Consider the following 26,471-nt stretch of genomic DNA (forward strand, 5'->3'; position numbering starts at 1 on the left):
TATAGATAAATGGGTAAGCGCCAAGACAATGATTAAATGAGTTAAATTAAATAGTCTGAATCTCTGCACATGCCATGTACAGAGATCCGACCTGAGGTTTACTGGCAGGCTTCACACTCTTCGAAACCTTGATCACCAGGGCGCAGGTAGCAAGCTGCGCCATCCGCTTCGATTGCGGAAGCCGCTGCCACTTCTGTGCTGGCAGAATATCCGCTATTACCACCGTCAACTGCTACGGCATTTAATGCGCCTGTCTTACTAGTTGATTTCTCGGTATGAGTCGCGCCTATAGTACGCAGGTAGTAGGTCGTTTTCAGGCCACGCAACCATGCCAGCTTGTAAGTTTCATCCAATTTTTTACCGGACGCACCTGCCATATAGATATTTAGAGACTGTGCTTGGTCTATCCATTTTTGACGACGGGAAGCGGCTTCGACCAACCAGGTCGGGCTGATTTCAAAGGCCGTTGCATACAGCTCACGCAAATCTTCTGGAATACGATCGATCTTCGCCAAGCTGCCATCGAAGTATTTCAAGTCAGAGATCATGACGTCATCCCACAAGCCGCGTTCTTTCAAATCACGAACCAGATGTTCATTGATCTCAGTAAATTCACCAGACAAGTTCGATTTCACATACAAGTTTTGGTAAGTCGGTTCGATACAAGCAGCCACACCAATAATATTAGAAATCGTCGCGGTCGGCGCAATCGCTACGCAGTTAGAATTACGCATACCAAATTGCTTAATGCGGCTACGCACTATGGACCAATCCATCGCTTCTGAATTGTCGACTTCTAAGTAACCACCACGCTCTTCTGCTAATAATTTCACAGAATCTTGCGGCAAGATGCCACGATCCCACAAGGAACCCGTGTAAGAACTATAACGGCCACGCTCTTCCGCCAACTCAGTCGAAGCCAGATAAGCGTAATAGCAGACGGCTTCCATAGATGTGTCAGCAAACTGCACGGCATCCATCGATGCGTAAGGAATCCGCATCATATGTAAGCAATCTTGGAAACCCATGATACCCAGACCGACCGGACGATGACGCAAATTAGAATCACGTGCTTTTTTCACCGCATAGTAATTAATATCAATCACGTTATCGAGCATACGCATCGCTGTCGTGATGGTGCGTTTGAGTTTGTCGTGATCGAGCTTGCCATCCTTCATGTGCGCAGGCATGTTCACAGAGCCAAGATTACAGACGGCGATTTCGCTGTCATTCGTGTTCAAAGTGATTTCTGTACACAAGTTAGAGCTATGCACGACACCTACGTGTTGCTGTGGTGAGCGAATATTGCATGGATCTTTGAATGTAATCCAAGGATGACCTGTTTCAAACAACATAGACAACATCTTGCGCCATAAGTCTAAGGCAGCGACTTTTTTAGATAGCTTGATTTCACCGTTAGCTGCTTTAGCTTCGTAAGCGGTGTAGGCTTCTTCAAAAGATTTGCCAAATTTATCATGCAGATCAGGCACATCTGAAGGTGAGAACAAAGTCCAGTCAGCTTTTTCCATCACGCGCTTCATAAACAGATCTGGAATCCAATTTGACGTATTCATATCATGCGTACGACGGCGATCATCACCGGTGTTCTTACGCAGTTCCAAGAACTCTTCCACGTCCATGTGCCAAGTTTCAAGGTAAGCGCAGACCGCGCCTTTACGTTTGCCACCCTGATTGACGGCGACCGCGGTGTCGTTGACCACTTTCAGGAAAGGCACCACACCTTGTGATTTGCCATTCGTGCCTTTGATGTGCGCACCCAAAGAACGCACTGGCGTCCAGTCATTACCCAAACCACCTGCATATTTCGCCAACAGCGCGTTTTCTTTAATCGCTTCGTAGATGCCGTCGAGATCATCCGCCACTGTGGTCAAATAGCATGAAGATAATTGTGAGCGCTGCGTGCCACTATTAAATAGCGTCGGCGTTGAGCTCATGAAATCAAAACTCGACAACAAGTTATAAAACTCAATTGCTCGCGCTTCGCGGTCAATCTCATTTAAGGCCAAGCCCATTGCAACACGCATGTAGAAAGCCTGAGGCATTTCAATACGAACATCGCGGATGTGCAAGAAATAACGATCGTACAAAGTTTGCAAACCGATGTAACCAAATTGCAAATCGCGGTCAGCCACCAGCGCATTGGCCATTTTCTTCAAATCGAATTGCGCCAATTTGGCATCCAACAAACCTGCGTCTATTCCCTTCTTAATAAATTTCGGGAAATATTCTACATACTCAGTCGCGGCATCTTGTTGCGCAACTTCTTTAGCAAACACTTCTTTGCGGACTGTATGCAATAACAAACGAGCGGTCACCTGGCTGTAGGCAGGCTCTTTTTCCATCATGGCACGAGCCGCCAAAATAGCAGATTTGTGTAATTCTTCGACTGGCACGCCGTCATACAGATTTTTTAGCGTCTCAATCAGTATCGCTTCTGGATCGACCAATTTTTCCAGACCTACGCAAGCTGCAGAAATCAAGGCGCGTACTTGACCGACTTCCAACACTTGCGGACGACCATCGACGAGAACATGAATTTGCGGCGCCGCTGCATCAGGCTTGCCTGCTGCTTGTGCTTCCAGTTGTTGGCGGCGCTCGTCCATGCGTTTAGCACGATACAAAACGTAAGCGCGTGCCACATCGTGTTCACCGGAACGCATCAAGGCCAGCTCGACCTGATCTTGAATATCTTCGATATGGAAAGTACCGCCATTGGGCTGACGGCGCATCAAGGCGTTAACTACATTGAAGGTCAAATGTTCGACGAGTTCACGAATTCTTGCTGAGGCTGCACCTTGACCACCATTCACTGCTAAGAATGCTTTAGTGACCGCAATCGAAATTTTCGATGGTTCAAATCCAACTACCGCGCCGTTCCGGCGGATAATACGATAGTCGTTAAAGCTAGCGGTCGGGACAACATATGATTGCGCCGTCAAACTTGCTTGTGCTGCGGCTGAGTCATAAGCTTGCAATGGTGATATTTCTAGTGAAGAGTGCATTTCGCCTCCAGGTTCAGGGTCTTATTAAGGGTCTTATTTACTAAAGTGAATATTGCGTATGTACTGCGTGATCTACCAAAATGCTGTACTGCATAAGCTTGAAATTCATCAAGTCCAACTTCAACTTCGGTGAAAACGTGCTCTCAATTTCGATGTAGATGCTGACTACTTGATGGTCACATATCAAATACTGATGACCACAATGACCTCCGTCATACAGCTTTAATCGAAGAAGAACACGAAAAAAATAATTTTGGGAAACATTCCAAAAAACACTACATCTAGTGCATTTATTTTTATTTGCACTAATTCTAGTGTCTCAAGTACGAGAGCGCAACCGCTTTTTAAAAGTTGGTACGCTTTTATTTTGATAATTTTGTATAGTTCTGTTTGACATTGCACAGCCCACAAATCAATGCGGACTACAAGGTAAGTGACCACTAACATAGGGTGCTGATATTTTGTGCAAATCTGGTCTGAGAGAAAAATTTTTCGACCTAAATTATTTGCACAAAAATAAAGTGCCGCATTAAAAAATACGCGATAAAAGATAAAGACGATGGAAATTCAAATCCATCATAAGGACTAAGCAATTCTTTTTAGCACTTAAAAAATACCTTGCTGAGACAAGATGAAAGCGCAGGCACGATAAGTTAGTTTCAGATTTCGTCGCGCTTGGTTTGGCTTTAAACGACCAAGTAAGTCCAGTCAGTTAAAGCAGGTAGACAAAGTCCCTGCTGATATCGAAACCAGTCAAAGTGAGGCCCAGGATCGGTTTTTCGTCCAGGTGCAATTTCCTCATGCCCAAGAATATGCTCGATAGGAAAATGACTAATAAGTGTCTGGCTAAGTCTAATCAAACTTGCATATTGAAGAGACTCGAACGGACAGTTATCGCTGCCCTCTAATTCTATCCCGATAGAAAAATCATTACAGCCATCACGGCCTTGAAAATGCGAAACCCCTGCATGCCAGGCGCGATCAAGCGCTGAGACAAACTGCTGCACCTTGCCATCACGTTGAATCAAGAAATGACTCGATACTTGCAAGCCATGCAGGCTGGCAAAACTGGGGTGAGCATCGCAATTGAGTGTATTTTGAAAAAGTTCCGCAATATAGCTTCCGCCGAATTCACCTACGGGCAAACTAATATTATGTATCACCAGCATAGACACTTCTGTCTGCGCCGGGCGAACGCCGAAATTGGGTGAAGGTAAATGCGGCACTTGGGGACACCAGCCCCGCTCATCAATTTGCCAACTATTATCTAGCTCACTAGGTAGGAGCAAAATACCGGGCTTAGTTCGCTTCAACATCGCTGATTTTTAATTTTTGAATCGAATAACGCAGTTGACGGAAACTAATCCCCAACAATTCCGCCGCCTGAGTGCGATTATTCCGGGTTTGCTTGAGCGCGCTGCGTATCACTTCGCGCTCCACTTTCTCGAGATACGCCGGCAAGCTGCAGGGCAATGTGGGCGCCAAAAATAAGGAGGCGGCGTTTGAAATCCCACTATCTGTAATTTGCTCTACACTCTGGGCAATAAGACCTGAGTCGACCGCCACAGCCTGGTGCTCTGGCAAAAAAACAGCATCCTGATTTGCGGTGAATACGGCTTTAAACTGTGAATGCAGTGGTACTTCATGCTGCGCTTCATGTTGTACTTCATGGCGCATGGCACTGCGTAATCCAAGGTCGATCACATCGATGCAACCGTCATTAGCAAATGCCGCTGCACGTTCCAGAATATTTTCTAATTCGCGCACATTGCCGGGAAAATCATAATTCTGCAATGCAGATAGTGCCGCTTCATTCAAAACTATTTGATAACCTGGGCTAGCAAGTTTCAGTAATATACTGCCGGCCAGCTCAGGCACGTCACTCAATCGCTGGCGTAAAGGTGGCAATACCAGCTCAATCACATTCAAACGGTAATACAAATCCTGCCTAAATTTACCTGCATTGACACAACTTTCGAGATTCTGGTGAGTCGCACTTAGTATACGCACGTCCACCGGCTCCTCCGTCGTCGCACCGACTTTGCGCACGCGGCGCTCTTGTATTGCACGCAAGAGCTTGACTTGCATCGCCAGGGGTAAATCGGCCACCTCGTCGAGCATCAGGGTACCGCCATTCGCCGCCTGAAAAAAGCCGTCTCTATCGTCATTCGCCCCAGTAAATGCACCTTTGCGGTAGCCAAAAAACTCTGCTTCCATCAGCATTTCCGGTATCGCACCGCAGTTGACCGCAACAAAGGGTTTATCGGCTCTGGGACTATTTCTATGGATCTCCCGTGCAGCCAATTCTTTGCCACTACCTGATTCGCCGGTAATGATGACTGGCGCCATACTGCGCGCTAAACGACTAATTTGCGATCTGACTTGCTGAATTTCATTTGACTGACCGATGAGAAAAGAGGGGCTAGACGGTTTGGTTGCGACTATGCTGACCTCTTCTATGGGTTTTACATTTTGTATCTGTAATGCCGACCGCACCAATTTACGCAATTGATCTAAAGCCACTGGTTTGGAAACATAATCAAACGCGCCTGCTTTCAATGCAACTACCGCATTATCGGTGCTACCAAAAGCAGTGATCACCGCAATCGGTATATTTTTGTGATGCAAATTTACCTCTTCCACCATTTCCAAACCCGAGCCGTCGGGCAAACGCATATCGGTCAAAATCAATGAGTAGTTATGCTTACTCAAATAACGGCGCGCTGCATCAAGTGACTCCGCACTATCCACTTCCAATCCCATTTTAATCAGCGTGATTTCCAATAGCTCGCGCAAATGCGCCTCATCATCGATGACAAGAATTCTGGCCGGTGTAATAGATGGCGTATTATTTACCGCATGACTCATGATTTTTCATTCGAAGAAAAATTGATCACAAAACGACCACCAGGCTCAATACCAAAACTCGCGGTCTCATCATTTCTATACTCATAATCTAACAGTGCATGATTATTCAAACATAATTCACGTGCCATATATAAACCCAGGCCTGTGCCTTTACTCGACGTTGTATAAAATGGCTCAAATAAGTGCGCCCTTACCGCAGATGAGATTCCGGGACCGTCATCCTGTATATGCAGCTCACGCCGATTACCGGATGCAAGCTTAATAATCAAACGAATACAGCCGGGCCTACCACTGGCGTAGCGTAAAGCATTTGACAGCAAGTTTGTCACGACCTCGTGCAAATGCCCCGGATCGAACACAATATAGAATCGTCCCGAATCACTTAAATGAATGATCTGATCCGAGATACCTCGTGTCTCAACGAATTCTTGCACGATATCGCGCAATGCATCCATCAGCAAGATAGGTTGCAAATTCATTTGCGCTTTACGCGACAATTTCAAAATATCTTCGATTAATTGATTTAAGCGCATGACATTATCGTCAACAATTTTCAACAAGCGCTTAGACTGAACTTCATTATGCACGTCTTCACTTAACAAAGAAGCCGCATAAGAAATCGAAGATAAGGGATTGCGTACCTCATGCGCAATACTCGCCGTGAGTCGCCCCATCGACGCCAATTTCAATTGCTGCGCCTGGTTTTCTATATCCGAGACGTTTTGAATAAAAATAATCGTGCAAGGTGCAACTTGTCCGCCCACATGTTCAAAATCATATTCTTCAATACGAATAAAACGTAACTTGAGGTGGGTAACTGCCTCATGTGCCTCTTCTGCGCAGGAATAGTCTGAGGATCTATGTTTATCATCGACAAAATGCCTTAACACCACGAAGGATGAAGCTTCATTCCTGAGCCAACTCGTGGTATCGGGTCGCTGCCCTTCATTCCAGCGTACCAAGGCAGCAGCGATTGGCTCTAAAGCAGGAATTTGATGTAAACCTATCTTACGACCATTCGCAAAACTCAGCGGGTTAACTCCTAACATACGGTCAGCTGCCGGATTGGACTCGAATAATTGACCATCTTGATCTATCACCAAAACACCATCGTCCATGTCGGCAATAACCGTACGATTGATCGCCTGTTGCAAAGCGAGTTCAAAACCGCGCTGTATAGCCAGCTCTTCTTGCCCTATCAAATTTTTTGCCAATCGATTCAGTACATATACGACTGCAAAATACGCTGCGCCATACAGACCCGCCTGAGAAATCAGCTGACTATCTTCATTTTGCAGAACTTGATAGGTATTCACCAAGAGCACGAACAAAGAAACCGCTGACACAAAGAATAAAGCCAGCAGCATAGGTGCCAGCACACCAGCTCCGGCCAAAGGGAACAAATAAAGAATGACAAGTCCGCTTTTACTACCGCCTGATCCGACATACAAAATGGAAATAACCATCAAGTCGATCGCGATCTGTGTGACAAGCTGTAGGTAAAAGTGTCCTGACCAGCGCACTTTTAATACAACAAATGTCAATGCGATGCATAGATAGCTAAGGCTTAAAACTCGCAGCGAAGCGATGTCAAAAACCCAGTTCTCACGGAAAAACTTAAAATTCAAAAAACCTAATAACACCAGCGCCATTACAACTCGCGAGGCGTTCAGCGTCTGTAGTGAACGCCACAATGTGGCACTGACGCTAGCGGGGTGCTGGCTATTAATCATCAATGAGTCATCGAATTAGTCTGATTTCTTATTTGTGGAAAGCTCCGCATGCTCTAGACAACAAAAACTTTGCGATCCACGCACCACTGCTTCAGAGGCTGGAAAATAGACCTGACAATGCGCACAATTCAACATTGCCTCACTTTCCTTTTTATTTGCACTATAAGTCGTACTGGCATCAGCCCAATCATTTGCGGGGGCTTGAGCTTGCGTTTTTTTGTCCGAAGCAGCGCGCAAATTCTTACGTAGCGCAAAATACACCAGCACACCCAATAGCAACCAAACCAGTAACTTCATAACACGCTCCGATGCAACAACACTTCCAAGACGAAACGACTACCAACGTAGGCCAGCAACAAACTTAGGAAGCCGAACAAAGTAATTCTAAGAACTGATTTACCGCGCCAGCCACGCCACTGACGTCCCGCCAATAATATGGCAAACAATAGCCAGGAGAGCAAAGACAAAACCGTCTTATGATTCCACGTGAAGGCCAGGCCTAAAAATTGCTCTGAAAAAATCACACCTGACAAAACCGTCAAGCTTAGAAATATGAATCCCAATGTCACCAATAAGAACAATATATGTTCCATCTTTAGTAAAGCAGGCAATCTGTCGAGTGCTTTTTCCAACCAAGATTGTGTCTGGGCACCACGCATACGATGCAGATGCAAATCTTGTACATACATGACCAAGGCATGGAACGCAGCAACCGTCAAAGTCCCATAGGCAAGCAAAGCGATTCCTATATGCCAGGGAAACATCGCAGGTTTATTCACCAAATCGATCAGACTACCAGGAAAGAAAAGCGGCATCACCGCCGTCACAGCAGCTTGCGGCAACACCAAAATACGCAAACCATCTAAAGAGAAGTTACGATTCTCAACCAGAAACACCAATATAGAAATCCAGATCGCCGACGACCACATCACCGCGAAACCTATGCGCAATGCGTGCGGCTCATAAATACTCAAACCTAGTGCCAGACCGTGTAGACACCATGCAATCGCGGTCAGACTAAGACCCAGCAACTTGCGGCTAGTTGGGATAAATGGGCAGACTACATAAAGCAGCGCTGCCACTAAAGAGAGATTAGTTAACATATGCCAAGTTTACACTAAGTCAGTGTTTCTTTTTTTGCTTTCGTGATGAAACTGCGCTGCGTCAAAATCAAAGCGGAGCGCATGTCCAAAATGGGCAAAAAATCCTCCAAGGAAACTTTCTTCCGCCTAGATACATATACTTATGCACAATCCTAAGCACAATTACAACAAGAAGCAATGCATACCCAAAAACACCAAGTGAATCTCTTGACTAAGCGTATTGGCTTCTAGATACTGCGAAGCACCCAAAATCAGTCTATGTATATGCACAGCCATGCATTTCAATCGCCATGCATACAAAGTACAAAAACGCTATTTGGACAATCAGATTATCTTTTCGCAGGAATTAAAATGAAAAAATCACTTTTCGCTTTAGCTGCACTCACACTCATCGGCGGCTATGCGCAAGCCGATGAAGGTATGTGGATGCCACAACAGTTACCACAAGTAGCTAAACAACTCAAAGCAGCTGGTCTCAAATTAGACCCGAATTCGCTGACTAAATTGACAGAATTCCCTATGGGAGCCATCGTCAGTCTGGGCGGTTGCTCTGCTTCTTTCGTCTCCACACAAGGATTAGTCGCTACCAATCATCACTGCGTTTATGACAGCGTAGCACGCAACTCTACGCCACAAAAAAATCTCTTAGCCGATGGTTTCCTGGCCAAAACTTTGGCAGAAGAATTGCCAGCCGGTCCTGGCTCACGCATCTTCGTCACCACTGAGGTGACCAACGTCAGCGACAAAATCATTGATAGCAATGCCGCCAAATTAATGGGTAAAGCACGCGTTGATGCGATCGAAAAAAATCAAAAAGCCATCGTCGCAGCTTGCGAAAAAGAAGCCGGCTATCGCTGTAACGTCGCATCCTACTACGGTGGACTGGAATTCTATTTGATCAAACAAATGGAAATCAAAGACGTGCGTTTGGTTCACGCACCTGCTGAAGGTGTAGGCAAATTTGGCGGCGACACCGATAACTGGATGTGGCCACGTCACACTGGCGATTACGGTTTCTACCGTGCTTATGTCAGCAAAGATGGCAAGCCAGCAGAATACAGCAAAGACAATGTCCCTTACGTACCTAAACATGTATTGAAACTGGCGAAAGATGGCTTGAAAGAAGGCGATTTCGTGATGGTTCTCGGCTACCCAGGTCGCACTAACCGCCATCGCCTGCCATCTGAAATTGCTTACACCTTCGATTTCGAATACCCGAATTTCGTCAAAGGCTCTGCGGAAACTTTAGCAATTATTGCTAATGAAACCAAGGATAACAAGGATGCCAATCTGAAATACGCAGGCATGGTTGCCAACATCAATAACTATTACAAAAACCGTCAAGGTATGTTGGATAGCTATGCGGGCAGCGATATCTTGGAACGCAAATCCAAAGAACATGCTGATTTAAAAGCTTGGGTTAATTCCAATCCTAAGACCAAAGCCGAATACGCCGCTGATATCGAAAAAATTGAAGCGATCTACGCAAAACGTGATGCGACTGCGAAAAAGGAATCTTTCCTTGCCTCTTCCTATCCACGTTTCTTAGGTACAGCGCGTACTTTATATCGTCTGGCACATGAAAAAGCCAAACCAGATGCGGAGCGTCGTGCTGGTTTCCAGAATCGTGATTTGCCACGTTTCAAAGCCAGCGTCGATGGCGTAGAACGTAGTTACGATGAGAAAGTCGATAAAGCGTTAGTGCTGAACAGCTTAGTCAAATACGCAGCAGCGCCAGCAGCAGAGCGCAATGCGAACTTCGACAATGCCATGGGCATCAAAGATGACATGAGCAAAGATCAACTGAAAGCATTGCTCGATCAAATGTATGCAGGCAGCCAATTTGGCGACAAAGCGTTCCGCGCCTCTTGGTTAGAAAAATCCGTGGATGACTTCAAAGCCAGCAACGATAGTTTTATCAAAGCCGCTGTCGGCATGTTTGAGGAAGGCATGAAACGCGAAGTGGCGGATCAAGAATCTGCAGGCGATATGCAAAAAGCCTACGCTAGCTACATGAAAGCAAAAATCGCTTACATGAAGAGCAAGGGTCAGGCAGTTTATCCAGACGCAAACAGCACTTTGCGCGTGACTTTCGGTAAAGTCGCGAGTCGTCCATTTGGCGCGGATGGCACCACCTGGACTGCGTTCACCACAGTAAAAGGCATTACCGCAAAAGCAACTGGTACCGGCGAATTCAATGCACCAGCCAATCAGTTAGCAGCAATCAAAGCCAAAGACTTTGGTAAATATGTTGACCCTATGTTGAAAACAGTACCAGTCAATTACTTAGCCACTTTGGATATCACAGGCGGCAATTCGGGCTCAGCCGCTTTGAATGCTAAAGGCGAATTCATAGGCTTAGCATTTGACGGCACTTTGGATTCCATCATTGCCGATTGGGACTACAACAAAGCGTCTAGCCGCTCTATCCAGGTCGATTTGCGCTACATGCTGTGGCAGATGAAACATGTCGATAAAGCAGATAACTTGTTGAAAGAAATGGGCGCGGAATAAGCTGCTCAGTTCTGAATCGCAAAAGTAGTCAAAAAGCCACGTTAATCAGTTTAACGTGGCTTTTTTATTAGTGGGCGTTGAGGGGTTTTGACTTACAAATCAACTCCTACAACACTTAGCAGCGAGCGCCGACCCTAACAAAACTCGCTACAGGTCTAAGGAAACACCCTCATTTCGAGTAAAATACCGCGTTATCTGTAGCGGTGCGGCCTTACCCATCCGCTTGCAAAGATCTTATCGGTGCAGCAGGTCTGCATTACATCTGTAATTCAATTGAAGGTTTACTATGCTCGACAATCTAACCCAACGTCTCGCCAAAGTCGTCAAGACCATGCGCGGCGAAGCGCGTTTAACTGAATCGAATACCGCCGAAATGCTGCGCGAAGTGCGTATGGCTTTATTGGAAGCCGACGTGGCCTTGCCTGCTGTACGTGAATTAATCGCCCGCGTCAAAGAAAAAGCGATGGGCGAAGATGTGATTGGCTCGCTGACGCCAGGTCAAGCTCTGGTGGGCGTAGTTCAAAAAGAATTAGCTTCTTTGATTGGCGCCGATTTAGGTGACAACGCATCCGAACTGAATTTTGCCACCCAACCACCCGCGATCATTTTGATGGCCGGTCTGCAAGGTGCAGGTAAAACGACTACCGTAGGTAAATTGGCTCTATATCTGCGCGAAAAGAAAAAGAAAAAAGTTTTAACAGTCTCTGCCGACGTGTATCGTCCAGCCGCGATTGGTCAGTTAGAAACCGTGACAGCACAAGCAGGTGCGGATTTTTTCCCAACCACGATTAACGACAAACCCGTCGATATCGCCTTAGCCGCACTCGATTGGGCGAAGAAACATCATCATGAAGTCTTAATTATCGATACCGCAGGTCGCCTCGGCATTGATGAAGCCATGATGCAAGAAATCGCGGCCGTGCATGCTGCGGTCAAACCTATCGAAACCTTGTTCGTGGTCGATGCCATGTTGGGTCAAGATGCGGTTAACACCGCCAAGGCCTTTAACGATGCACTGCCTTTGACCGGTGTGGTTCTTACCAAACTCGATGGTGATTCACGCGGTGGTGCAGCTTTATCGGTACGTCATGTCACAGGAAAACCAATCAAGTTTGCCGGTGTCTCTGAAAAGCTTGATGGACTGGAAGCTTTCGATGCAACTCGCATGGCGAATCGTATTCTCGGCATGGGCGACATTCTGGCCTTGGTCGAATCCGCGCAAAAAGGCATGGATGTCGAAGCGGCGAAAGGTTTGGCAGAAAAAATCAAAGTCGGCGGTAAGTTCGATATGAACGACTTTAAAATGCAGTTGGCTCAAATGAAAAATATGGGTAGCTTATCAAGTTTAATGGATAAACTCCCAGCGCAATTCCAACAGGCTGCCAGCGGTGCCAACATGGACAATGCGGAAAAGCAAATGCGTCGCATGGAAGGCATCATCAATTCCATGACACCACTGGAACGCGCCAAACCCGATCTGATTAAGGCCTCGCGCAAACGCCGTATCGCTACCGGTGCAGGCGTACAGATACAAGAAGTCAATCGCATGCTGGCACAGTTTGATCAAATGCAAAGCATGATGAAAAAACTGAAGGGTGGCGGTATGATGAAAATGATGCGGGGTCTCAAAGGCATGATGCGATAGGCGTCATATAAATCCAATTCTGGGGCGCATTGCGGCGTTGCGCCTCCTCGCAATACCTGAGTATTGCTGCGGGCCGCGCCTTGCACTGCATCCCCATAATTGAATTTCTAAAGCCGCCTATTTATTTGCCTTCTGATTTCTAAGCAACTGATCGACCATCCTCGTAATACCTGAGTATTGCTGTGCTTGGCGCCTAGCGCGACATCCCTAAAATTGAATTTCTGCAGGCAAATCGCTTTGCTATTTTTTCGAACAAAACAAGAACATCAGCACAATCTTTTCCAAGATTGTAGGTTCGTGCTGAACGAAGTGAAGCCCAACATTTCTTGAATAACACATTGACTTCGAGTCTTAAATTCTTCTTCAAATATCACATCATTTCCCGCCTAAAACACCCCCTGTTTTTCCTCTACCTCTCTCTGCCTCCGTGTTGAGAGGTTTTGTTTTTACATTTTTCAAGACCCATTTTCATCGGCAACAAAGCGATCATTTCTCTCACCGCGCAGAGGAAAAACGACATTTTTCCTTCTGAAAACCACGTCTCTTATGATTTCTCACACTTTTTTCGCAAAAAGCAAAAAAAAACACTTGCATCACTCTGTAATCAGCACCACTATAAGCACTGCGTGAAATGGCGCATTTTCCAAGACAATTGTGAAGGAGCCTCAATATGGCAACAGCACCAAAAAAAGCAGCAGCAAAACCAGCAGCTAAGCCTGCCGCGAAAGCAGCAGCGAAACCAGCAGCAAAAAAACCAGTAGTAAAAGCCGCAGCAAAACCGGCAGCGAAGGCAGCCGCAAAACCAGCTAAAGCAGCAGCAAAGCCAGCAGCAGCACGTAAGCCAAATGCGGCTTTCATGAAGCCTATGACTTTATCTCCAGTGTTAGCAGCAGTAATCGGCGCAGCACCAATGCCACGTACTGAGGTGACCAAGAAGATCTGGGAATACATCAAGAAGCACAAGCTACAAGACGAAGCAAACAAACGCAATATCAACGCGGATGACAAACTGAAAGCCGTTTTCGGTGGTAAAGCTCAAGTCTCCATGTTTGAAATGACGAAACTCATTTCTGGTCATCTGTCTTAATCGGATTTGATTTCCATATTGCTTTGGGCAATGCTTGGGTCGTAAATTTTACTACCCAAATCCCAAACAAAAACGCCCGCATCGCGCGGGCGTTTTTGTTTTAGTAGAATCACGAATTCTCTAAAAAACTCACTAGAGATGCAGATCAGCTTGAATTAAAAAGCACATTTCTTCGTTCCTCCAGCATCAACCAAAATTGAAATGTAAAACATCATGATTCTAGGTCTAAGAATTTCCAATCTCAATTTAAGATGACTTTAAACTTTTCTTTAATTTTGCAGGAATTCCCACCACCAACACGTCAGAGCTGACATCTTCTGTCACCACGGCACCTGCACCAATGAAGGCACGATCACCCACCACCAGACGTTCAATTAATGTGGCGCCGATACCAATAGTGACACCGACACCGATTTTACTTAATCCACCAAGATTACTTCCGGGCTGAACTCGGCTATAAGCGCCAATCTCCGTATCGTGACCTATTGTCACCCCCCGATTGACAAACACGTGATCAGCCAAAATCACGCCGGGACCAATCACACTGTTTGCCCCAACATACACGCCTGAACCAATTTTAGCGAGTGGCGAAACATAAGCACTAGGATGTATCAGACTTGTAAAAGCCAATTGAAATCCTTGTTGTAATTCTTCAGCAAGCTGTGCTCGTGTCGGTGTGGTTGGCCCCAAAATATAAATTTCGCCTGCTTGTGGCTGAAAAGCACTCATAGAAACAAGTTCAGGAAATTGTCCCAACAACGCCAGATCTTGTACACGATCTTTTAGACTACGATCGCGCGCACCGACCACTTCGGGGTGATGCAATACGATTTTCTTTATCTTGAGTTGATTAGCGATCGCACAGTCAAAAATATCAGAGAGAATATTGCTACTTCCAAGAATTACCAAATCAGTTGCCATCATTTTTTACCATGTCTTTAATTGCAAACGTTGACGTACGTCCGTTGCTGTTGCAATCGAGCGGCCTAGCGCAGATGCTTGTGCTCGCACCCGATCAAGCAACTGGACATTGCTAGCTAACTGGGTTCTTTCATCATCCAACCACAAATTATCTTCTAGTCCGAGTCTGACGCCATCAGCCATTACTACACCGAGCGCATTAGCAGTCTTTTGATAACGGCCAATACCAGCCAATGCCCACACAGAATTGGCAGGCAGTTCATTCACCAAGACAGCGAGATGCAATAATGAAGCCTGCGCCGTGGCAGGGTTTCCCAATAAAATATTGAAATAATATGGCGGCTTGATCAAATCTTTTTCTATCAATATTTTAGCGAAATTGATCATCCCCAAATCAAACACCTCCAACTCAGGGCGGATATCTCGCTCCAGCATCATTTCCGCCAAACGCATAATTGTCGCTGGAGAATTGACACTCGCTTCAGTGGCAAAATTCATAGAACCTAGAGTCAGGCTAGCCATATCAGGCCTCAAGTCAGGTGCTAACAAAAGGCTCTTAGCTCTTTCATTGACATCACTGACTCGACGCCCGCTAGTGGTGGTGGTAATGATGAGCTCAGAGTTTTGCTGGCGAATCCTGGCAATGATGTCGGCAAAAATATTCTCGTCTGTAGTAGGCGCACCATTTTCATCTCTGGCATGTAGATGCACCATCGATACACCCAATTCAGCGCAACTAAGCACCTGTTCAACAATTTCTGAAGGCGTAATCGGGACATGAGGCGTCTTATCCTTAGATGGGATCATGCCAGTAGGAGCTAAATTAATTATTAAATCTTGCATTGAAATCTTTTACCATAAGTTCCGCTAAACAGACCTTGTTAGTCTCACAATCGATTGAACCTATATCATATCGAGAAAATCAATCTCTTGCCGCTCTAATTCCCAAAAGGAATATGTTATCAGCTGTTCCAGTAAGCATCGCGAAGAGGAGCGCCTACATGCCAAGCTATCGTGCTAAAGTGCAAGATACTTAACGAAGATGCCTTTCATAGATTGAATAATTGAAATCAACTTACAAATGAAATATATAAGCGCAACTCTGCTTATTTTTTTCTATTTTTTTATGCCTAACCCAAGTCATAAGCCACAAAAAGACCTTAAACAAGTTGGGTTTCATCCACGCAACCGACATCAAGGTGAATACCAACTCGCAGCCCTGATCACGGCGGATCAAGATGCAGGCGCGATGGCGCTTGGCCATTTCGTTCATCCCAATTCTTATGGCGATCTGAGTGTCGATTTCTCTAACGCACATGCCGTCAAAGCCCTAAACCGAGCTTTACTTAAGCATCAATATGGAATCAAGGCGTGGAATATTCCCGACCATTATTTATGCCCACCAGTACCCGGTCGAGCTGACTATATTCACGGTTTGGCAGACTTACTAATCGCATCGAATCAAGGCAAGGCGCCCAAGAAAAATAGTGTCCACGTATTGGACATTGGAACTGGGGCGAATGGCATTTACCCGCTGATAGGCAACCAGGAATACACTTGGAATTTTGTCGCGGCTGATATTAATCCAGATGCGCTAGCGAATCTCCAAAACATCTTGCGAGCGAATCCACAAGTTGAAAAAAAGATAGAACTACGCCTGCAGAAAAATCGCGATCATGTTTTTCACAATGTCGTGCAACTAAATGAATGGTTCGATCTCACTATGTGCAATCCTCCATTTCACGCTTCAGCCGCCGAAGCGCAAAGCGGCACTAACAGAAAATGGCAAAATCTGGGGAAGTCTGCGCTACCTATTGAAGCCAAACTCAATTTTGGCGGTCAAGCTGCGGAACTCTGGTGTCCTGGCGGCGAATTGCAATTTATCACACAGATGATAGAAGAAAGCCAGCATTTTTCTACGCAGTGCTTTTGGTTTAGTAGCTTGGTTTCTAAGTCTGCTAATCTCCCCCCTATAAGAGCCAAACTCAGGCAAGCTAGTGTAAGTGATCATAAACTAATCTCCATGCAACAGGGAAGTAAGCAAAGCCGCTTTATTGCCTGGACATTTCTCACTCCAGCACAACAAATAGCTTGGTCAAAATTACGCTGGCGCTAATCCAATTGGCACTACCAAACAATACCCTCGAGAAAAGTAGGTCACTTCACAAATATCGATAAGCTTTGATACGTCGCAAAGCTTGTTCGAAAACTCCTCAATTATCTCTCATCAATTTGTTGCCATCTTTCCAAAATTGACTGCAGTCAAGGAAAGCCATGCCTTAGCCACTTACACTCAATGACGTGGGGAAATAACATCCACAACATCAATTAGCGTCGACATATCGCATTTGTCTGCCTGCGCTTTTTATGATTTACATTCACTAGGGGTTAACTCGACATGAGCTCAACGTTCACCAAGTCAACCGCCAGAAATATTTTTTATGGCGGCTCTGTATTTTTCTTTCTGTTATTTCTCGGCCTCACATTCGATACGATGAATACGCTACCCAAGCGTGATAACAGTGCCAACCTGACTGAATCTGCCATCCGTGGTAAGAAAATTTGGGAAACGCGTAACTGTATCGGTTGCCACACTCTGCTTGGCGAAGGTGCTTATTTCGCACCTGAGTTAGGCAATGTCTATAAGCGTCGTGGGCCAGATTTTATTAAAGCATGGATGGCCGCTCAACCTACGGGTGCACCAGGTCGTCGCCAAATGCCACAGTTCAATTTGAATGAAAAAGAAATGAACGATTTGGTCGAGTTTCTGAAATACAGCTCAGAGATCAATACCAATAACTGGCCCCCAAATATCGAAGGCTAAGAGCGCGACACCTTTCAACGATTCGTGGAGAATTTTATGCAATACAAATCACAGGCCGTCGCGAAGCCCTACTTTATCGCGGCAATCGCCCTGTTCGTTGCTCAGATCCTATTTGGTCTGATCATGGGCTTGCAATACATCATAGGCGACTTCTTGTTTCCTTTGATTCCATTTAATGTAGCAAGGATGGTGCACACCAACTTGCTAATCGTCTGGCTGCTATTTGGTTTTATGGGAGCAGCTTATTACTTAATTCCCGAAGAATCGGAACGTGAATTACATAGCCCAAAACTGGCGATGTTAATGTTCTGGGTGTTTTTGGTTGCTGGTGCTTTAACTGTCGTTGGTTATCTGGCGGTGCCTTATGCATCGCTGGCAAAGATGACAGGTAATGATCTGCTCGAAACCATGGGACGCGAATTCCTCGAACAACCGTTACCAACCAAGGTCGGTATCGTCATCGTTGCTCTGGTGTTCTTGTTCAATATCTCGATGACCGTCTTACGTGGTCGCAAGACTAGTATCAGTCTGGTGATGTTGGCAGGTTTGTGGGGCTTAGCGATTTTCTTCCTATTCTCTTTCGTCAACCCACACAATTTAGTCAAAGATAAATTTTACTGGTGGTGGGTTGTGCATTTGTGGGTAGAAGGTGTGTGGGAACTCATCCTCGGCGCAATGTTGGCCTTCGTTTTAATTAAAGTGACTGGAGTTGATCGTGAAGTCATCGAAAAATGGTTGTATTCCATTATTGCAATGTCTTTAATCACAGGCATTATCGGTACTGGTCACCACTATTTCTGGATAGGTGCTCCTGAATACTGGCAATGGTGGGGTAGTGTATTCTCAGCCTTAGAGCCGATTCCTTTCTTCATGATGACCGTGTTTGCATTCAATATGGTTAACCGCCGTCGTCGTGACCATCCAAATCGTGCGGCAGTATTGTGGGCTTTGGGTACTGGCGTAATGGCATTCTTAGGTGCGGGTGTATGGGGCTTCTTGCATACTTTATCCCCAGTCAATTACTACACACACGGTACACAAATTACCGCTGCCCATGGTCATATGGCGTTCTATGGTGCGTATGCGATGGTGGTGATGACTATGATCAGCTACACCATGCCGCTCATGCGTGGTCGCCAAGCGAATAGCAACAAATCGCAAGTAGTAGAAATGTGGTCGTTCTGGTTGATGACAGTGTCGATGGTCTTCATTACCTTGTTCCTGACCGCTGCGGGTATTTTGCAAGTCTGGTTACAACGTGTAGCGACGTCACCGCTGAGTTTCATGGCGACCCAAGATCAACTCATGATTTTCTACTGGTTACGTCTAGCCTCCGGTGTGATCTTCCTGATCGGATTGGGGCTGTATATCTTTAGCTTCTTTGTAGGTGGAGACCAAGCCGAGAATCAATCTCAGGCTTCATAAGCAGAGCAACGCCCGACAAAACATCGTCGGGCGTTTTTAATTTAATGTCAGTCTAATTTGCACTATAGAGCGAAAGTTTGTATGAACGATTTAAGCCAGCAGACCTACCTTACAGCGCTGGATAAGGATTTAAGCATTCCTTACTATCAGCCAGTTGCGAATGAATGCGCCCTGTTTGAGCTTGCGTATCAACGTCAATTACCTGTATTAATTAAGGGCCCAACTGGTTGTGGTAAAACACGTTTCGTGGCTCACATGGCAGCGAAATTAGCGCGTCCACTCATTACCGTTGCATGTCATGATGACCTGACAGCAGCAGATCTGGTTGGCCGCCATTTGATTGGCGATGGTGAAACTTTGTGGTCAGATGGTCCGCTGACACGTGCCGTGCGTCAAGGCGGGATTTGCTATCTGGATGAAATCGTCGAAGCACGCAAAGATACCACCGTAGTATTGCATCCACTCACCGATGACAGACGTATACTGCCTATCGAACGTACTGGTGAAGAACTCACTGCACCGAATGAATTTATGCTGGTCGTATCGTATAACCCTGGCTATCAAAACTTATTAAAGAATCTCAAACCCTCTACGCGCCAACGTTTTCTCGCGATACAGTTTGATTATCCCAATGCGGAATTAGAGCAAAGTATTTTGATGAAAGAAGCTGGCATCGATCTGGCACTAGCGACACGCTTAGTCGATATCGCACGACGCTTCCGTCAGCTTAAGCAACATGATTTAGATGAAGCGGCTTCCACTCGTTTGCTGGTCTATGCTGCCAATTTAATCGCTGCTGGTTGCCCAGCAATTGAAGCCTGTGCCGCCGCACTGGTTGAGCCTTTGACTGACGATCTCGACACCATTACTGCTTTAATGGAAGTCGTCAAACTACATTTTGGCAGTGCTAAGTTGTCAGGTAAAACCGTATGAAAATTCTGGAGCCCACCGAGCAAGAAATTCAGATCGCAAGTGCAGCAGCAACGCTGTACCTATTGAATATCTTACTTCTGCCATTTGCCGCTTTCGTGTTACTGCTATTACTTTATCAACGTCAGCGTCACAATGTATCAACACTGGTGCAATGCCATCTGATTCAGGCTCTGCGCGCCAGCATCTGCGCTGGCTTTATGCTGATCTTGGTCAGCGTCGGTATCTTATTATTTGGCGATTTACATCAAGTAATTACTTGGATAGTGTTGATTTTGTACGTCTTGTGTGTGCACTCGGTCTTCATCTTATTCGGTGTTTTTGCACTGACCAAGGCATTGTCTGGAAAATTATATTTCTATCCGTTGATAGGAAAATCTGTGAGTCAACGCGCAAAAATGAGCTAAATGAGCTAAACGAGTTTCAGCATGCAAGTGAAAACACATACAGGTTTATGGGGCGTTCCTGTCCAACAATGGCGACGCTTGACACAAGTCGGCTTCTTTTTGCTGTTCGTCATTGCGCCCATATTTGATATCTTCCGGCTAGATTTACATCTCAAACACTTCATCATTTTTGGCATGGATTGGACTTTAGGTCTGAACGATTTCGTCGCCGGAAAAGACACAGCAGGACAAGCGGCAAAAGCGATTTTCCTACATGCGATCTTGCCCTTAATTTTGGTCGCAGCTGCCGTGATTTATGTCGCCTGGAAATGGGGGCGGATTTATTGCGGCTGGTTGTGCCCACATTTTTCTATCGTCGAAACCATCAATCAAACGCTGCGCCGCGCCATAGGCAAACAAAGCTTATGGGATAAAGAAGCCCTGCCAACACGCAATCCTGATGGCAGCAACACTAAGCCAGACGCGATCTGGTGGTTCGGCGTCATCCCACTGGTAATCCTGTGTGCGATCACTTGGGCAACGGTGTTACTGACGTATTTACTACCGCCAGCAGAAATCTACAGCAATCTCTGGCATGGCACATTGACGCGGAATCAGAGCATCTTTCTGATCGCTGGCAGCATTGCCTTTTTCGTTGAATTTATGTTCGCGCGCCATCTGTTTTGCCGCTATGCCTGCGCCCTCGGTTTATTTCAAAGTCTGGCATGGATGTCGAATGACAAAGCGATGGTGATCGGTTTCAAACGCGAACGAGCGAAAGATTGTTCAAGCTGTTACTCGGCCTGCGATCACGTTTGCCCCATGCGCCTCAATCCCCGCAATGTCAAACGTCTGATGTTCGCCTGCGTGCAATGCGGACAATGCACCGACGCCTGCACGCAAACCCAAAGCGACAATCCGCAAGGTAATTTACTGGAATGGGTGAATCAAGCTTATGCCGAATCAGAAGCCGCATTAAATGGCAGCACGGCGCGGGTAATTCAAATTAAGCTAGAGAAAAGTAATGTAATTACCGCGAAAAACTCTCGCCACGCCACGACGGAAACTAGCCAAAATTGAATGCATAGGAAAGCACAGTAATGGAAGAATATATAGGCGGCTTGTGGGATAAATTAATCACCCGTGTCGCATACCAAGGTTATCCAGAAGCCCGGGTTGAACTAGCGCAGATGAAAAACATCGCAGCGACCTTCTTCCGCGCGCTCGGTGGCGATCCTGGCATCAATCTGCAATCTGGCTCGGCTAGTACCCATGGCGCACGCCGCAGTTGGTTGGAAAGAATTGCAGGTATCGGTGAAAAAACCGAACTGACTTGGGCAGATGACACTACCTTACACCTACCTGCTTTTATCGATTATTTTCCAGAACGCGAACTTAATCGTGAATTGTATTTATGGCTGCTGGCCCTAGTCGCGCACGATGTCAGACCCGATGCCCCCTACCTACAGCGCAATCAAACTGCAACGCTGGCACTGTTAATTGCTTTTCCCTCTTTGCTAGAACGCTATCACCGTTTGGTAGAAGCGAGCTTGCTGCGCCGCCCTGATCCTAATGACTTAAAAAAATACGAAGCAGAAAACGAATTAATACTGCGTCAAGCGCTGTTACAACCGGGCAGCGTTCATGCTGAATTAAAAAAAGTCGGACGTAAAGAATTCAACTTCGTTCCTGTTCCGATGTGGTTGGATACGCCACCCAAGAATACTATTAAAAATAGTAAACCCGCCAGCAAACTCACGCCAGAACAAGCACAAAACAGCACCACACAAAAAGATACCGAGCAGCGCAAGCGCATGGCAGAGCACACCGACATGCCCGACAACCCTAGTCCATTCATGCTCTTATTCCGCGCCGAGAGTTTGTTTTCCTGGGCAGAATATGTGAAAGTCAATCGCCCATTGGATGAAGATGACAATCCCGATGCACAACGAGCAGCGAATGACTTTGATGTCTTAAGTGTTGCCAATGATGGAAAAAGTACCGCCAGTCGCGTGCGCTTTGATCTCGACTTACCCGCCGAAGCCGACGATGACTTACTACTCGCCGATGGCATCTTGTATCCCGAATGGCATTACAAAAAACAGCAACTCTTAGAAAAACATGCCTGCGTACAAATGTTGTTGGCACGTGATGCTCAGGCACAAGCCTTACCCGCGCATTTACGCGCCACCGCCAAACGATTACGCCAACAATTTCAAAGCTTGACGCCAGAACGGCAACACCTGCGCGGACAAGTGAATGGCGACGATATTGATATCGATGCCTGCGTGCGTTTCAGTGCCGAACGGTGCAGTGCGTATCGTCATGGACTAGCAGTAGCGAGCCCCGGTTTGTATCTGGATAATCGTCAACAAAACCGCGACCTGGCTTGCCTCTTACTCGCGGATTTATCGATGTCTACCGATACCTGGGTAAATAATCAGGCGCGTGTGATTGATGTGATACGCGATAGTTTATATTTACTGTGCGAAGCTTTAGCCGCAACCCGTGATCGCTTCGCTTTATATGGATTCTCTTCTGTGCGACGCGACAATGTGCGCTTCCATTTACTCAAAGGCTTTGACGAACAATACAACGACCAAATACGCGGCCGTCTAGCTGATATCAAACCAGGTTTTTATACGCGCATGGGTGCAGCAATCCGCCATGCTTCTGCGATTTTGCAACAGCAAAAAAATGCCCGCCGTTTACTCTTAATACTCACGGACGGCAAACCGAATGATCTCGACCAATACGAAGGTCGTTATGGCATTGAAGACACGCATGTCGCGATTCATGCAGCGCGTCAATTAGGACTGATTCCCTTTTGCGTGACGATAGATGAAAAAGCAGAAGATTATTTGCCACATCTATTTGGTGCCAAGGGCTATATCGTGGTCAACAATGCTGCGGAATTGCCGCAACTATTACCGCGCCTATATGCCCAACTGACGCAAGAATAGAAATTAATAAAATCGTTGTTTTTCCTCTGCGAATTCGTCTATTTCTTGGTGATTTCCTCTCCTGAGTTTGATCTTAGTTTGATCTAACGCAGACTTTTCTCGAATCAAAACTGTTCTTGATTGCGGTCAATGATTTACAAAAACCAGCGGCGTAGCCTGACACTATTCGCACCGGTTTTTTATCGTAATTTCAACAAAAAAAGAGGATCTAAAATGAAGTCAATAAATTTATCGAGCTCTTTACTCAAACACAAAACTCCCATGCTGCGCCCTCTCGTCGCCGCTCTTGCTTGTCTGCCACTCACGTTCGGTTTCGCGTATGCGCAAGAAAAGAAAGATGAAAAAACGCACACAGCGGCAGAGTTAAAATATCAGGCAGGTGGTTCGCCATTAGCCAGCGAAGCGATGCATCAAAACATCAATCCCAAAGCACCGGCGATGACACAAGCTGAATTTGAAATCGGTAAACAAATCTATTTCCAACGTTGTGCTGGTTGCCACGGCGTGTTGCGTAAAGGTGCGACAGGTAAAGCCTTAACACCCGATATCACCTTAGAAAAAGGTACAGAGTATTTAAAAGTATTTATCGCCTACGGCTCACCTGCCGGTATGCCAAACTGGGGAACCTCGGGTGACTTGAACGAAAAAGAAGTCGACCTGATGGCGCGCTATATTCAGCAAGAGCCACCAACCCCACCAGAATTCGGTATGAAAGAAATGCTGGCGACCTGGAAAGACATCATCCCGCCGGCTAAGCGTCCGACCAAGAAGATGAATAAGTACAACATCGCGAATATCTTCTCCACCACTTTACGTGATTCTGGTGAAGTTGCCTTGATCGATGGCGATACCAAGAAGATTATCAACATCGTTAAAACGGGTTACGCCGTACATATTTCCCGCATTTCCGCCTCTGGTCGCTATCTGTACGTCATCGGTCGCGATGCACGTTTGAATCTGATTGACTTGTGGATGGAGAAACCAGATAACGTCGCTGAAATCAAAGTCGGTTTGGAAGCTCGTTCCGTTGAAACATCCAAGTTCAAAGGCTATGAAGATAAATTCGCGGTAGCGGGTTCTTACTGGCCGCCACAATACGTGATGATGGAAGGTGAAACACTCAAGCCATTGAAGATCGTTTCTACACGCGGTATGACAGTGGATAATGAATACCATCCAGAACCACGCGTGGCATCGATTGTGGCTTCTCACTATCATCCAGAATTCGTGATCAACGCCAAAGAAACCGGCAAAATCATGATGGTCAACTATTCAGATTTGAACAATCTGAAAGTCACGACTTTAGATGCGGCAAAATTCTTGCATGATGGTGGTTTCGATTCAACTGGTCGTTACTTCTTAGTCGCAGCAAATGCGTCGAATAAGATCGCGGTCGTTGATACTAAAGAAGACAAGATGGCAGCGATTGTTGATGTCGGCAAGACACCGCATCCAGGTCGTGGCGCTAACTTTGTCCATCCTAAGTTTGGTCCAGTGTGGGCAACTAGCCATCTGGGTGATGAAAGCATCTCCATGATCGGTACCGATCCAGTTAAACACAAAGCGCAGGCATGGAAAGTCGTTGATACGATTAAAGGTCAAGGCGGTGGTTCTTTATTCATCAAGACGCATCCAAAATCCAAAAATCTGTGGATCGATACACCTTTAAATCCTGATGCAAAAATCAGCCAATCCGTTGCCGTGTATGACATCAACAATTTCGGCAAAGGCTTTGAAGTATTGCCTATCGGCGAATGGTCAGGTTTAGGCGAAGGCGCAAAACGCATCGTACAACCTGAATACAATCAAGCTGGTGATGAAGTCTGGTTCTCCGTCTGGAGTGCAAAAGACAAAGAATCTGCTATTGTGATCGTTGACGATAAAACACGTAAATTGAAAAAAGTCATCCGTGATCCAAAACTGATTACACCAACGGGTAAATTCAACGTCAACAATACTCAACATGATGTGTATTAAGGAGCGATTTATGAACTTGAAACTCTCAACAATCTTGGCGACTTGTGCACTGGCGGTAGCAAGCTTACCCGCAATGGCGGATAGTGGTGCCGATCTCACTAAGAAAAACAACTGCATGAATTGCCATGGCGTCGACAAAAAAATCGTCGGCCCAGCCTTTAAAGATGTCGCCAAAAAGTACAAGGGTAATGCCGATGCAGTGGCCTTACTTTCGAAAAAAGTGAAAGATGGCGGCAGCGGTGTTTGGGGTCCAATCCCTATGTCACCGAATAAGGCAGTCAGCGATGCGGATATTAAAGTGATGGTGGAATACGTGTTGGCGCTGAACTAACACTAGCAGCAATCACTGTTATGGAAGCATAACTAGCGTGCAGACTGAAAAGCTGCACGCTTTTTTATTGGTCGAATTCACACTATGCAAGTATTCATCAGATATCTGAGTTTCTTACTCTTGTCGCTGGCGCCAGTTGCACTGCTAGCGCAAACGAGCGTTCCACAACAACTTATCTCTGCGGATGGCAGGTACGCGCTCAACATCGACGAAATGCATCATCGCGCACAAGCAATCGATCTGCGTACCAACGCCATCGTCCGGCAATTAAGACTACAAAACAAGGATGGAAAATTATCGGCTGTCAGCGCACTCTATTCCAATCCTCAACGCCAGAGTTTTATCCTCGTTTTAAATGATATCGCTGAATTATGGGAACTCAGTTACAACCCCAAAGCAGAACCCGTCTATCAAGGCTGGGTGCATGATTATCAAATGGGAGAAGGCATCGCCGATACCCAATTATTTGCGCCACGTAAAACCCAACTAGAGCTTGCGTTGGCTTGTTTTATTTTCGATGCTAGTGGCAATTATGCGGCAGGAGCAGATCAATACGGGAAACTACAAATCATCAATTTGGATATACGACGCAAGATCGTCGAACAGCAATTTGCGCATCCAGTCTATCCATGTGAAAGCAAGATAGAAAACACAGAGGCGACTTCACTAGTGTCCGGTTAAATTGCAATAAAAGCTTAAGAAACACCATAACGGCGCGGGTTCCAGCTCGATTTTGTTTGG

The 26,471-nt window shown here is 46.0% G+C and carries 21 protein-coding genes; 13 read left to right on the plus strand and 8 right to left on the minus strand.

The annotated features are described in order from the left end of the window. Nucleotides 1-98: 98 nt before the first annotated feature. The 6 genes from AC1RR2_RS19475 to AC1RR2_RS19500 all read right to left on the minus strand — a co-directional run bounded on the left by AC1RR2_RS19475 (nt 99) and on the right by AC1RR2_RS19500 (nt 8,727). Nucleotides 99-3,023, minus strand: a complete 2,925-nt coding sequence (locus AC1RR2_RS19475; RefSeq protein ID WP_493223942.1) for a ribonucleoside-diphosphate reductase subunit alpha — start codon at nt 3,021-3,023, stop codon at nt 99-101. Nucleotides 3,024-3,709: 686 nt separating this feature from the next. Next, nucleotides 3,710-4,339: a 1,6-anhydro-N-acetylmuramyl-L-alanine amidase AmpD gene (ampD, locus tag AC1RR2_RS19480; RefSeq protein ID WP_493223943.1), complete on the minus strand. Its 630-nt coding sequence runs from the start codon at nt 4,337-4,339 to the stop codon at nt 3,710-3,712. Then, on the minus strand, nt 4,323-5,891 hold the full coding sequence (locus AC1RR2_RS19485) for a sigma-54-dependent transcriptional regulator (protein WP_493223944.1): 1,569 nt from the start codon (nt 5,889-5,891) through the stop codon (nt 4,323-4,325). The genes ampD and AC1RR2_RS19485 overlap by 17 nt, the downstream gene beginning before the upstream one ends. Continuing rightward, nucleotides 5,888-7,624, minus strand: a complete 1,737-nt coding sequence (locus tag AC1RR2_RS19490; RefSeq protein WP_493223945.1) for a sensor histidine kinase — start codon at nt 7,622-7,624, stop codon at nt 5,888-5,890. Before AC1RR2_RS19490 ends, AC1RR2_RS19485 begins: the two co-directional genes overlap by 4 nt. A 15-nt stretch (nt 7,625-7,639) precedes the next feature. Further along, nucleotides 7,640-7,921, minus strand: a complete 282-nt coding sequence (locus tag AC1RR2_RS19495) for a PP0621 family protein (RefSeq protein WP_493223946.1) — start codon at nt 7,919-7,921, stop codon at nt 7,640-7,642. Continuing rightward, nucleotides 7,918-8,727, minus strand: a complete 810-nt coding sequence (locus AC1RR2_RS19500; protein WP_493223947.1) for a cytochrome C assembly family protein — start codon at nt 8,725-8,727, stop codon at nt 7,918-7,920. The genes AC1RR2_RS19495 and AC1RR2_RS19500 overlap by 4 nt, the downstream gene beginning before the upstream one ends. A 351-nt stretch (nt 8,728-9,078) precedes the next feature. Between AC1RR2_RS19500 and AC1RR2_RS19505 the strand changes: the two genes are divergently transcribed. The 3 genes from AC1RR2_RS19505 (at nt 9,079) to AC1RR2_RS19515 (ending at nt 13,973) form a co-directional block, all read left to right on the plus strand. Continuing rightward, entirely contained in the window at nt 9,079-11,241 is a 2,163-nt protein-coding gene (locus AC1RR2_RS19505; RefSeq protein WP_493223948.1) for a S46 family peptidase, read from the plus strand. Nucleotides 11,242-11,527: 286 nt separating this feature from the next. Next, nucleotides 11,528-12,886 (plus strand): signal recognition particle protein, encoded by a 1,359-nt coding sequence (ffh, locus tag AC1RR2_RS19510; protein ID WP_493223949.1) that lies wholly within the window; start codon nt 11,528-11,530, stop codon nt 12,884-12,886. A gap of 670 nt (nt 12,887-13,556) precedes the next feature. Beyond that, nucleotides 13,557-13,973 (plus strand): SWIB/MDM2 domain-containing protein, encoded by a 417-nt coding sequence (locus AC1RR2_RS19515; protein ID WP_493223950.1) that lies wholly within the window; start codon nt 13,557-13,559, stop codon nt 13,971-13,973. Nucleotides 13,974-14,219: 246 nt separating this feature from the next. Here the strand turns inward: AC1RR2_RS19515 and AC1RR2_RS19520 are convergent, their stop codons facing one another. Together AC1RR2_RS19520 and AC1RR2_RS19525 are read right to left on the minus strand one after the other, a co-directional pair. Then, nucleotides 14,220-14,897 carry an acetyltransferase gene (locus AC1RR2_RS19520; protein WP_493223951.1) on the minus strand — a complete coding sequence of 226 codons (678 nt, stop codon included), beginning with the start codon at nt 14,895-14,897 and terminating at the stop codon, nt 14,220-14,222. 3 nt (nt 14,898-14,900) lie between these two features. Continuing rightward, the gene (locus tag AC1RR2_RS19525) at nt 14,901-15,737 is read right to left on the minus strand and encodes a beta-keto acid cleavage family enzyme (protein ID WP_493223952.1); all 837 of its coding nucleotides are present in this window, start codon (nt 15,735-15,737) and stop codon (nt 14,901-14,903) included. Between the two features lie 283 nt (nt 15,738-16,020). Between AC1RR2_RS19525 and rlmF the strand changes: the two genes are divergently transcribed. The 10 genes from rlmF (at nt 16,021) to AC1RR2_RS19575 (ending at nt 26,411) form a co-directional block, all read left to right on the plus strand. Then, nucleotides 16,021-17,010, plus strand: a complete 990-nt coding sequence (rlmF, locus tag AC1RR2_RS19530) for a 23S rRNA (adenine(1618)-N(6))-methyltransferase RlmF (RefSeq protein ID WP_493223953.1) — start codon at nt 16,021-16,023, stop codon at nt 17,008-17,010. 282 nt (nt 17,011-17,292) lie between these two features. After that, nucleotides 17,293-17,718 carry a c-type cytochrome gene (locus tag AC1RR2_RS19535; RefSeq protein WP_493223954.1) on the plus strand — a complete coding sequence of 142 codons (426 nt, stop codon included), beginning with the start codon at nt 17,293-17,295 and terminating at the stop codon, nt 17,716-17,718. Between the two features lie 36 nt (nt 17,719-17,754). Next, complete coding sequence (locus AC1RR2_RS19540) at nt 17,755-19,143, plus strand: cbb3-type cytochrome c oxidase subunit I (RefSeq protein WP_493223955.1); 1,389 nt, start codon at nt 17,755-17,757, stop codon at nt 19,141-19,143. Between the two features lie 81 nt (nt 19,144-19,224). Further along, complete coding sequence (locus AC1RR2_RS19545; protein WP_493223956.1) at nt 19,225-20,076, plus strand: CbbQ/NirQ/NorQ/GpvN family protein; 852 nt, start codon at nt 19,225-19,227, stop codon at nt 20,074-20,076. Then, nucleotides 20,073-20,480, plus strand: a complete 408-nt coding sequence (locus AC1RR2_RS19550) for a magnetosome magnetite crystal formation protein family (RefSeq protein WP_493223957.1) — start codon at nt 20,073-20,075, stop codon at nt 20,478-20,480. The genes AC1RR2_RS19545 and AC1RR2_RS19550 overlap by 4 nt, the downstream gene beginning before the upstream one ends. A 21-nt stretch (nt 20,481-20,501) precedes the next feature. Beyond that, on the plus strand, nt 20,502-21,539 hold the full coding sequence (locus AC1RR2_RS19555; RefSeq protein ID WP_493223958.1) for a 4Fe-4S binding protein: 1,038 nt from the start codon (nt 20,502-20,504) through the stop codon (nt 21,537-21,539). Nucleotides 21,540-21,559: 20 nt separating this feature from the next. Beyond that, nucleotides 21,560-23,422, plus strand: coding sequence for a nitric oxide reductase activation protein NorD (locus AC1RR2_RS19560; RefSeq protein WP_493223959.1), 1,863 nt, complete (start codon nt 21,560-21,562; stop codon nt 23,420-23,422). A gap of 261 nt (nt 23,423-23,683) precedes the next feature. Beyond that, nucleotides 23,684-25,399: a cytochrome D1 domain-containing protein gene (locus AC1RR2_RS19565; protein WP_493223962.1), complete on the plus strand. Its 1,716-nt coding sequence runs from the start codon at nt 23,684-23,686 to the stop codon at nt 25,397-25,399. A 16-nt stretch (nt 25,400-25,415) separates the two neighbouring features. Next, entirely contained in the window at nt 25,416-25,730 is a 315-nt protein-coding gene (locus AC1RR2_RS19570) for a c-type cytochrome (RefSeq protein ID WP_493223963.1), read from the plus strand. 84 nt (nt 25,731-25,814) lie between these two features. Continuing rightward, nucleotides 25,815-26,411 (plus strand): hypothetical protein, encoded by a 597-nt coding sequence (locus AC1RR2_RS19575; protein ID WP_493223960.1) that lies wholly within the window; start codon nt 25,815-25,817, stop codon nt 26,409-26,411. Nucleotides 26,412-26,471 lie beyond the last annotated feature (60 nt).

The sequence above is a fragment of the Undibacterium sp. GW821-FHT11H02 genome (assembly GCF_058808015.1).